Origin of the sequence: Mesorhizobium sp. M1A.F.Ca.IN.020.06.1.1 (genome assembly GCF_004023265.1) — a bacterium.
Taxonomy (GTDB): Bacteria; Pseudomonadota; Alphaproteobacteria; order Rhizobiales; family Rhizobiaceae; genus Mesorhizobium.
In genome coordinates this window covers 1-9,165 of the sequence record NZ_RZSR01000128.1, presented here as the reverse complement: position 1 = coordinate 9,165, position 9,165 = coordinate 1, and the positions used below count along the sequence as shown (strand labels likewise).

Here is a 9,165-nt window from a genome sequence, read left to right as displayed (position 1 = left end):
GCCCTGGCAGGTTCGAGCCTTCGAGCGGCGCCAGGTTCGTCTGCGGCGCCGGCAGGCCGATCAGGGCCGAGGGAATTTCAGACTCGTCGCGGCCGGACAAAAGCTGCGACAGGAACAACCCCGCCAAGCCCAGGAATACCAGCAGCGGAAGCAGCACGAACAGGCGGCGACGGGGCGATGCCGGGGCTCCGGTTTCCGCGCTCACGGCTTCGCCGTCCCGGCCTTGTCGGAGCGCCGCCGCACGCCGGCCGCGTCGAGCGCCGCGAGCTCACGCTTGCGCGCCCGCTGGTCGAGCAGGATCCAGCCGATCAGCCCGACGAGCACGATCGCGCTGATGGCATAGGCGGCGGCGACATAGAGAGCATGCGCGCTCATATCAGCCGCTCCATCTGCGCACCTTCCGCGCCTGCCATGCCAATCCGTTCGACCATGCCTTCCCTTAACTCTGCGGCACATGCCGCGCAATCAGGCGCGGCGCCGCAGTTGAGAAACGCCCCAGCGCCTCAATCCGTCCCGTGCCTCAACGCCAGCGCCGCGGCCAGCGGTCCGACCACGGCAAGAAACAGCGTCAGCGCGGCAAGAATGAGGAAGGGCTGCAGGAACGGCGCGGGATCGGCCACCGCGCCATAGCTCGCCGAGACGCCGAAGATCAGCACCGGAATGGTGAGCGGCAGCACCAGCACGGAGATCAAGAGCCCGCCGCGCGGCAGCGCCACAGCCACAGCCGCTCCGGCGGCGCCGATGAAGGTTATGGCCGGCGTGCCGACAAGAAGCGTAAATGCCGTCGCGCCGATACCGAGCGGCTCCATGTTCATGAACAGGCCGAGCAAAGGTGCCGCGATCACCAGCGGCAGCACGCTGCCCGCCCAATGCGCCAGACACTTGGTCAGCACCGTCAACGCCAGCATGTGACGGTCGCTGTTGAGCACCAGAAGATCGAGCGAGCCGTCCTCCCGATCGGCCTGGAAGAGGCGATCGAGCCCAAGCAGGCAGGCGAGCAGGGCGGCGATCCACAGGATCGCCGGACCGATGCGCGACAACAGGTTGAGGTCGGGCCCGACGCCGAACGGGATCGTGGCAATCACCGCCAGGAAGAAGATGACGCCGATCAGCGCGCCGCCGCCGGCGCGGATGGAGAGGCGGATATCGCGGAGGAAGAGGGCTAGCATGACTTGATATGCCTTCGCCCAGGGGTGCCTCGCGCCGACATCAGTCACCCATCCTCAACGTCTTTGCTCCCTCGAGCCCGAGCGGCAAATGCGTGGCCGCCACGATGATGCCTCCCTCTCGGCAATGCCCTCTCATCAACCCGGCAAACCGCTCCTCCGAAGCCTTGTCCAGCCCTGCGGTGGGTTCGTCGAGCAGCCAGACCGGCCGGCGGCTGACCAGGAGCTTCGCGATCGACGCGCGCCGCCTTTGCCCGGTCGAAAGGTAGCCGAACGGCAGGTGCCCGAGCCCATCCAATCCGACCGTCTCCAGCGCCTGCCCCACGCTCAAACCAGCCTCGCCCTGGAAGGCGCGCCAGAAGCCCAGGTTTTCTTCGACGCTCAATGCCGTCTTCATCGCATTGAGATGGCCGAGATAGTGCGAGGCCGAAGCGACCGATGGAAACTCGTCGCCGCCGCCCTCGACCTTCACCTTGCCTTCGGCCGGCGGCAGCAAGCCGGCGATGACCCGCAAAAGCGTCGATTTGCCGGCGCCGTTCGGCCCGGTGACGACGAGCGCCTCGCCCCTTTCGAGGGCGAATTCGATACCGGAAAAAACCGTCTCGCCGCCGCGCTCGCCGCCCAGATTTTCGGCGATCAGCCGCATCCTTGCCCGTCCCGAAAGCACCGTTTCGCGGCCGCCGCCGCATCGCACAAATTTGCTTTTCGACTGTCTAGAACTATTCCAGAAAATTCTCTATATGCGGTTCATCCGTGCCAGCGGTCGGCGCGGGAACAGAATTAGCGCCGAACCAGCGCACGCGCCGCCTTCAACGGCTCGGGTTGCTCGGGAGCGGACAGCGGAAATGGCCGTACCCGCACCTTTGCGCGTGATTGCATGCCAACGGCGTCCGTTCCCTTTCAGGCTGAACAGACAAGGACGGATCGCCGTGACGAAATCCCTCGATAGTTTCAACTGCCGCCGCACCCTGACCGTGGGTGGCGCGGACTATGTCTATTTCGACCTCGCAGAGGCGGAGAAAAACGGCCTTGGCGGCACTGCCCAGCTGCCCTATTCGATGAAGGTGCTGCTGGAGAACCTGCTGCGCAACGAAGACGGCCGCTCGGTCACCAAGGAAAGCATCCAGGCGGTCGCGGCATGGCTCACCGACAAGGGCACTGCCGGCGTCGAGATCGCCTACCGCCCGGCGCGCGTGCTGATGCAGGATTTCACCGGCGTTCCGGCCGTTGTCGATCTCGCGGCCATGCGCGACGGCATCAGGGCGCTCGGCGGCGATCCGGAAAAGATCAACCCGTTGGTGCCTGTGGATCTCGTCATCGACCACTCCGTCATCGTCGACGAATTTGGCACGCCGATGGCCTTCGCCCGCAATGTCGAGCTCGAATATGAGCGCAACGAGGAGCGCTACAAGTTCCTGAAGTGGGGCCAGCAGGCCTTCCGCAACTTCCGCGTCGTGCCGCCGGGCACCGGCATCTGCCACCAGGTCAATCTCGAATATCTGGGACAGGTGGTGTGGACCAACGCGGAAGAGGGCGAGACCACAGCCTATCCCGACACCTGTGTCGGCACCGATTCGCACACCACCATGATCAACGGCCTGGGCGTGCTCGGCTGGGGCGTCGGCGGCATCGAGGCCGAGGCCGCGATGCTTGGCCAGCCGGTCTCCATGCTTCTGCCGGAGGTGATCGGCTTCCGCCTCACCGGCAGGCTCAAGGAAGGCGTCACCGCCACCGACCTCGTGCTCACCGTCACCCAGATGCTGCGCAAGAAGGGCGTCGTCGGCAAGTTCGTCGAGTTCTTCGGCCCAGGCCTGTCCAACATGACGCTGGCCGACCGCGCCACCATCGGCAACATGGCGCCGGAATATGGCGCCACCTGCGGCTTTTTCCCGGTCGATAGCGAGACCATCCGCTATCTGACAATGTCCGGCCGCGAGGAAAGCCGCATCGCGCTGGTCGAGGCCTATTCCAAGGCGCAGGGCATGTGGCGCGACGCCGGCTCGGCCGATCCGGTCTTTACCGATCTGCTCGAGCTCGATCTCGGCGACGTCGTGCCGTCGATGGCCGGCCCGAAGCGCCCGGAAGGCCGCGTCGCGCTGCAGGATATTCCCGCCGGCTTCGCCAAGGCGATGGAGACCGAGTACAAAAAGGCCGTCGAGATCTCGAAGCGTTACGCCGTCGAAGGCACCGCTCACGATCTCGGCCATGGCGACGTCGTGATCGCCGCCATCACGTCGTGCACCAACACCTCCAACCCAAGCGTCTTGATCGGCGCCGGCCTGTTGGCTCGCAATGCCAACCGGCGCGGCCTGAAGCAGAAGCCGTGGGTGAAGACCTCGCTGGCGCCCGGAAGCCAGGTGGTCGCCGAATATCTCGAGAAATCCGGCCTGCAGAAGGAACTCGACCAGATCGGCTTCAACCTGGTCGGCTTCGGCTGCACCACCTGCATCGGCAATTCCGGCCCACTGCCGGCGCCGATCTCCAAGACCATCAACGACAAAGGCCTGATTGCTGCCGCGGTGTTGTCCGGCAACCGCAACTTCGAAGGCCGGGTTTCTCCGGACGTCCAGGCGAACTATCTCGCCTCGCCGCCGCTGGTGGTGGCGCATGCGCTGGCCGGCACCGTCACCAAGGACCTCACCACCGAGCCGCTCGGCGAGGGCAGCGACGGCAAGCCGGTCTATCTCAAGGACATCTGGCCGACCTCGGCCGAGATCCAGGAGTTCATCGAGAAGAACGTCACGCGCGAGCTTTTCGCCCGCAAATATGCCGACGTCTTCAAGGGCGACGAATATTGGCAGAAGGTGAAGGCGCCGGAAGGCCAGACCTATGCCTGGGACGATCATTCGACCTATGTGCAGAACCCGCCTTATTTCGCCGGCATGGGCCGCGCCTTCGGCAAAGTGGGCGACATCAAGGGCGCGCGCGTGCTTGGTCTCTTCGGCGACAAGATCACCACCGACCACATCTCGCCGGCCGGCTCGATCAAGGCGGCTTCGCCGGCAGGCAAGTACCTCACCGAGCACGGCGTCGGCGTCGCCGACTTCAACCAGTACGGCACGCGGCGCGGCAACCATGAGGTGATGATGCGCGGCACCTTCGCCAACATCCGCATCCGCAACCACATGCTGGGCGAGAACGGCCGCGAAGGCGGCTACACGATCCACTATCCCTCGAAGGAGGAGATGTCGATCTACGACGCCGCCATGGAATACAAGAAGGAAGGCGTGCCGCTGGTCATCTTCGCCGGCGTCGAATATGGCAACGGCTCCTCGCGCGACTGGGCAGCCAAGGGAACCAACCTCCTTGGTGTCCGCGCCGTCATCGCCCAGTCCTTCGAGCGCATCCACCGCTCGAACCTGGTCGGCATGGGGGTCATCCCCTTCGTCTTCGAGGACGGCACCTCATGGGCTTCCCTCAACCTCAAGGGCGACGAGCTGGTCGAGATCGACGGCCTGGATGCCATCAAGCCGCGCCAGAAGATGACGGCCAAGGTCACCTATGGCGACGGCACGCTGAAGAACGTGCCGATCATCTGTCGCATCGATACGCTGGACGAACTCGACTACTTCAAGAACGGCGGCATCCTGCAATACGTGCTGCGCGATTTGGCTGCGTAGCGACAGGGAATAGGGTAGGCATAGGCAGGGGGGAGATACTCCCACTGCCTAGTGCCTACTGACGTTCTAATTAAACTGCGGCAGGCCAAGCATTCTCCGCCCGGCTCAAAGTCCAAGTCCGATTGGCGCGCAATAGAAATCCTCCGGCAGCAGCAAACTTACCCCTTCGCGGCGATGCGGTCCCGAAATCGAACCGGGTCGAAGAATGCAGTGGCCCCTCCTGTCGCCGCCTTACCTGCGGTCGCGGCGACAAAATTTCACCGCAACGTGACTTCCCGTTGACTGTCCGTTCTGCCACATATTTTAGCAACCAGAACAAGGCCGGCGTGACCGGCGGGAATTGGAACGGTCATGGCATTGCGAGGACCATTGCGGCTTACGGCAGTTGCGCTGGTCCTCACGGCGTTGAGCCGCGTGGCCTCGGCAGCCGAGCTTGAGAAAGCCGCGACCGGCAAGCCGCAGACTGAAAAGCCTTTGGGCGTCGTCGAGTTGTTCACCAGCCAGGGCTGCAGCTCCTGTCCGCCGGCCGATGAATTCTTGGCCGAGCTGGCGGCGAAGGAAAATGTCGTCGCGCTCGCATATCACGTCAATTACTGGGACTATCTGGGCTGGCAGGACACGCTGAGCAACAAAGAGAACACCGAGCGGCAGTATGACTATATGCGCGCCTTTGGCAGCCGTTCGGTCTATACCCCGCAAGCCGTCATCAACGGTCGCAGCCATGTCAACGGCGCCAACCGCAAGGAGATAGACGGCGAGCTGGCCCGCATGGACAGGACCGGCGAGGGCATGCGGGTCGGCATCAAGGTGAGCCGCACCAGCGATCGGGTCATGATTGACGCCGGCGATGCCGGCAATGGGCCGACCGACGCCCATGTGGTGATCGTCTATTTCGATCCGCCGCAGATGGTGAAGATCGGCCAGGGCGAAAACAGCGGCCGCAACATGACCTATTGGAACGCCGTTTCCGACATCCAGATCGCCGGCATGTGGAACGGCAAGGCGCAGCGTTACGAGCTGCCGATGACGGAGATTGCGAAGAAGGGCGGCTGTGCCGTGCTGCTGCAGTCCGTCGGCAAAGACGGCGTCCCGGGACCGATTCTCGGCGCCGCGCTCATCCGCAAGCCTGACCGGCTCTGACGGCTCCGCTGACAAAACCTGATCGCCGACGAAAGCCGGCCGGGGCCCACGAAGCAGAGCATCCATGGCAAAGCGACCCGAGCCGCACCCGATTCTCCTAACGACGCGGCTGCGCCTGCGTCAGTTCAGGGCTGAGGACACGGATGCGATGCACGAATGCTTTGCCGACCCGGAGGCGATGCGGTTTTTGGAACGCACCAGTCCACACCAAGCGCACCGAGACCGAGCGCACCGTGCTCAGATATGTCGCCTGCACCCCGTCCTACCATCGGCACTGGGCGGTCGCCGACATTGAGACTGACCGCTGCCTCGGCCTCGTCAGCTATCACGATGGCCACATCCGCAACAAGCGTGCGGCCATCGGCTATTTCATCAACCCCGCATATCAGAGCCGGGGCATGGCCACCGAGGCTGTCTCGGCGATGCTCGACTTCTGTTTCGACGATCTCGGCCTGCACCGTCTGCAGGCGTTCATCGATCCCAACAACACCCCGTCGCGCAAATTGGTCGAGAAACTCAGATTCGGGCGCGAAGGCCTACTGCGTGATCATCTGCGTGTCGGCGGCATCTGGCGCGATGAGATCCTGTATGCGCTCCTTAGGACTGGTCGCTCATCCAGCGCAGCGGTTCCAGCTCTCTTCCCTGAGCGTGCATTGTGATGACGCCCGCCGGGCCGCGAGACAGGGGCCGGCGGGCCAGAGCGGACAGGCATGAAAAAACCGGCGTCAGCTTGCTTCTGACGCCGGTTATTCAGGTTTTGGGATCGTCGCACCTGATTTTTCCAAGGAAAAACCGAGGTTGGTTCGATCCGACGCTGACCCGTGGGCGGGGGGCTTGGGGTTTACGAGCCGGTGCCGGACCGAACCGTCTCAGGCAACGCGGGTAAACTCGTCGGACATTGGGGCATGAGCGCGGATAATTTGTGGCGACAATGTGGCAGAGCATCACCAATTCCAACACGCGTTTTGCAAACGTGACTGGACCTTTCGGAAACGGCGGACCGCAAGCCTGCTTCGCCGGCCCTTGCAATTCGGCCGCGAAAGCGCGAACCTTGGCCGGCGCAAGATTCAATCGAAGGATCGCGGCATGACCGATCACAGCAGCGGGACGGAGGATGGGGAAGCATCCGGAATACTGATCCCGCTGCATGAGGCGCGCAGCGCACGCCTCGACCAGCCGGTGCGCTTCGACCGGCGCGAGCTCGACCAGATCCTAAGGCTTTACGGACGCATGGTGGCGGCCAATGAATGGCGCGACTATGCGATCGACCATCTTTCCGATCGCGCTGTCTTTTCGGTCTTCCGCCGCGCCAGCGAAGTGCCGCTGTTCCAGATCGTCAAGGACCCGAAACTGGCGCGCCGACAGGGCGCCTTCGCCGTCATCGCCGCCGGCGGACGCATCCTCAAGCGCAGTCAGGAACTCGGCCGCGTGCTCGGCGTCTTCGATCCCAAGCTGAAGCTAGTCGAAGCTTAACTGTCCAATTTGCCGCGAAATCTCCGCTCCGGCAGTGACTCCGGATCCGGCGGCACTTCCGCGCCGCCGTTGAGCGGCAGCTGCATGAACACGGTGTCCAGCCAGCGCCCATGCTTGTAGCCCGAGCCTTCCAGGCGCCCGGAGTGACGAAAGCCGAGCTTCTCGTGCAGGCGCACCGAGGCGCTGTCGGCATGGCCGTCGCCGATCACCGCGACGATCTGGCGAAAGCCGGCCAGGCGCGCCGCCTCGATGAGCGCCAGCATCAGCAGGCGGCCGATGCCCTGGCCCTTGGCCTGGGGCGCCACATAGACCGAGTCCTCGACGGTGAAGCGATAGGCGGGCCGGGGCCGGAACGGTCCGGCATAGGCGTAGCCGAGCACGACGCCCTCCCTTTCAGCCACAAGATAGGGAAAGCCGCCTCGTGCCAAACTGTCGAATCGATCGCCCATTTCGGCGCGGCTGGGCGGCTCCAGTTCGTAGCTTGCGGTGCCGTGCGTGACCGCGTCCGCATAGATTTCGGTTATTCGGTCGAGGTCGGCCGCAGTAGCGGCTCTGATCGCCAGATTGCTCATAATTTGTGCAGTTCTTCCTGTTGCCTCAATATCAGCAGAGGAGCGCACAAAAGGAAAGGGCGGCCGTTGGGCCGCCCTTTCCGAAGTCTATGGTCCAGCCGGACGGCTACCGTTTAGCGGCGATCGCCCATGAACTGCAGCAGGAACATGAACAGGTTGATGAAGTCGAGATAGAGCTGCAGCGCGCCCATGATCGCCTTGCGGCCGGCGACATCCGCGACGTCACCCTCGAAATACATCTCCTTGATGCGCTGCGTGTCGTAGGCGGTCAGACCCGCGAACACCAGCACGCCGATCGCCGAAATGGCGAAGGCCAGCGCCGACGACGCCAGGAAGATGTTGATGACCATCGCGATCAGCAGGCCGATCACGCCCATGATCAGGAACGAGCCGAACGCGCTCAAATCGCGCCTGGTCGTGTAGCCGTAGAGCGACAGGCCGCCGAAGGCCGCGGCCGTGGCGAAGAAGGTCTGGGTGATGCTGGTGCCGGTGTAGACGAGGAAGATCGTCGACAGCGACAGGCCGACAAGGCCGGCATAAACCCAGAATGTGGTCTGCGCCGCAGCCACGCTCATCGATTGGATCCTGAAGGACAGGAACATCACGGCAGCGAGAGGCGCCAGAATAACGACCCAGCGGAACGCGCTAGCATAGATGAGCTGGCCGAAGGCGGTGAGCTGGCCGTCGCCGGTGACGGCCAGCTGGAATGCGCCCCAGGCGGCAATGCCTGTGATGAGCAGGCCAAGCCCCATCAGGTTATAGACTTTGATCATATAGGCCCGCAGGCCCTGATCGATATCGACGCGCGCGCCGGAGGCGGCGGACGTCTGGTAGTTGCGAATGGGATCAGCCATTGGAAATCCTCTATTGCTTCTGCCCCGTCCGGTGACAGGTCCTTGGAGCGACCTCCTTGGACCAGGCGCCGCTGGCGGGACTCCAGCATGCCTAGCGCGAAATATGAGCGTTCTCGACCTCAAGAACAAGACGGTAACGAGCGGTAACGCTTCGTGAGAAAGCAAAAGCCCGATTTTCAGCCTTTTCCCGCCGGCATTCTTACCAAGATTTAACGCAGACAGGCCACCGAAGGGCGCTGCCGGATCAAAGCTCGCGCAGCACCGGCGCCGCCTTGTGGCCAAGCACCCGCCAGGTGCCGGCAAGGCCGATGCCGACGGTGACGGCGAGCGAGACGAGGAT

General features: G+C 63.8%; 10 protein-coding genes and 1 pseudogene. 5 read left to right on the top strand and 6 right to left on the bottom strand.

The features are described from left to right. The 4 genes and pseudogenes from EOA60_RS08425 to ccmA form a co-directional block, all read right to left on the bottom strand. Positions 1 to 205 (bottom strand): annotated as a pseudogene (locus EOA60_RS08425) (DsbE family thiol:disulfide interchange protein); the annotation flags it as partial. Then, positions 202 to 375: a heme exporter protein CcmD gene (gene ccmD / locus EOA60_RS08420; protein WP_095782730.1), complete on the bottom strand. Its 174-nt coding sequence runs from the start codon at positions 373 to 375 to the stop codon at positions 202 to 204. The gene ccmD and the pseudogene EOA60_RS08425, both read right to left, overlap by 4 nt. Before the next feature lie 128 nt (positions 376 to 503). Next, positions 504 to 1,169 carry a heme exporter protein CcmB gene (gene ccmB / locus EOA60_RS08415; protein ID WP_095779955.1) on the bottom strand — a complete coding sequence of 222 codons (666 nt, stop codon included), beginning with the start codon at positions 1,167 to 1,169 and terminating at the stop codon, positions 504 to 506. A 40-nt stretch (positions 1,170 to 1,209) separates the two neighbouring features. Beyond that, positions 1,210 to 1,812 carry a heme ABC exporter ATP-binding protein CcmA gene (gene ccmA, locus EOA60_RS08410; protein ID WP_095825169.1) on the bottom strand — a complete coding sequence of 201 codons (603 nt, stop codon included), beginning with the start codon at positions 1,810 to 1,812 and terminating at the stop codon, positions 1,210 to 1,212. Positions 1,813 to 2,095: 283 nt separating this feature from the next. Here ccmA and acnA point away from each other — a divergent pair, with 283 nt between their 5' ends. The 5 genes from acnA to EOA60_RS08390 all read left to right on the top strand — a co-directional run bounded on the left by acnA (position 2,096) and on the right by EOA60_RS08390 (position 7,399). Beyond that, positions 2,096 to 4,786, top strand: coding sequence for an aconitate hydratase AcnA (gene acnA, locus EOA60_RS08405; RefSeq protein ID WP_127335306.1), 2,691 nt, complete (start codon positions 2,096 to 2,098; stop codon positions 4,784 to 4,786). Between the two features lie 351 nt (positions 4,787 to 5,137). Further along, entirely contained in the window at positions 5,138 to 5,926 is a 789-nt protein-coding gene (locus EOA60_RS08400; protein ID WP_095825171.1) for a thioredoxin family protein, read from the top strand. A 64-nt stretch (positions 5,927 to 5,990) separates the two neighbouring features. Then, on the top strand, positions 5,991 to 6,221 hold the full coding sequence (locus tag EOA60_RS39840; RefSeq protein ID WP_348627458.1) for a GNAT family N-acetyltransferase: 231 nt from the start codon (positions 5,991 to 5,993) through the stop codon (positions 6,219 to 6,221). Continuing rightward, positions 6,160 to 6,585 carry a GNAT family protein gene (locus tag EOA60_RS08395; protein WP_245322416.1) on the top strand — a complete coding sequence of 142 codons (426 nt, stop codon included), beginning with the start codon at positions 6,160 to 6,162 and terminating at the stop codon, positions 6,583 to 6,585. Before EOA60_RS39840 ends, EOA60_RS08395 begins: the two co-directional genes overlap by 62 nt. A 427-nt stretch (positions 6,586 to 7,012) precedes the next feature. Continuing rightward, a complete protein-coding gene (locus EOA60_RS08390; protein ID WP_095825213.1) occupies positions 7,013 to 7,399 on the top strand; it encodes a DUF2794 domain-containing protein in 387 nt (128 codons plus the stop codon). Here the strand turns inward: EOA60_RS08390 and EOA60_RS08385 are convergent. Further along, complete coding sequence (locus EOA60_RS08385; protein WP_095825172.1) at positions 7,396 to 7,971, bottom strand: GNAT family N-acetyltransferase; 576 nt, start codon at positions 7,969 to 7,971, stop codon at positions 7,396 to 7,398. The two genes, EOA60_RS08390 and EOA60_RS08385, sit on opposite strands and share 4 nt — an antisense overlap. Positions 7,972 to 8,084: 113 nt before the next feature. Beyond that, complete coding sequence (locus tag EOA60_RS08380; protein WP_067323688.1) at positions 8,085 to 8,825, bottom strand: Bax inhibitor-1/YccA family protein; 741 nt, start codon at positions 8,823 to 8,825, stop codon at positions 8,085 to 8,087. Between the last annotated feature and the right edge of the window lie 340 nt (positions 8,826 to 9,165).

Excerpts from the sequence above, each read along its gene's own strand:
- ccmD (WP_095782730.1), bottom strand. The coding sequence starts at position 375 with ATGAGCGCGCATGCTCTCTATGTCGCCGCCGCCTATGCCATCAGCGCG.
- ccmB (WP_095779955.1), bottom strand. The coding sequence starts at position 1,169 with ATGCTAGCCCTCTTCCTCCGCGATATCCGCCTCTCCATCCGCGCCGGC.
- ccmA (WP_095825169.1), bottom strand. The coding sequence starts at position 1,812 with ATGCGGCTGATCGCCGAAAATCTGGGCGGCGAGCGCGGCGGCGAGACG.
- EOA60_RS08400 (WP_095825171.1), top strand. The coding sequence starts at position 5,138 with ATGGCATTGCGAGGACCATTGCGGCTTACGGCAGTTGCGCTGGTCCTC.
- EOA60_RS39840 (WP_348627458.1), top strand. The coding sequence starts at position 5,991 with ATGGCAAAGCGACCCGAGCCGCACCCGATTCTCCTAACGACGCGGCTG.
- EOA60_RS08390 (WP_095825213.1), top strand. The coding sequence starts at position 7,013 with ATGACCGATCACAGCAGCGGGACGGAGGATGGGGAAGCATCCGGAATA.
- EOA60_RS08385 (WP_095825172.1), bottom strand. The coding sequence starts at position 7,971 with ATGAGCAATCTGGCGATCAGAGCCGCTACTGCGGCCGACCTCGACCGA.
- EOA60_RS08380 (WP_067323688.1), bottom strand. The coding sequence starts at position 8,825 with ATGGCTGATCCCATTCGCAACTACCAGACGTCCGCCGCCTCCGGCGCG.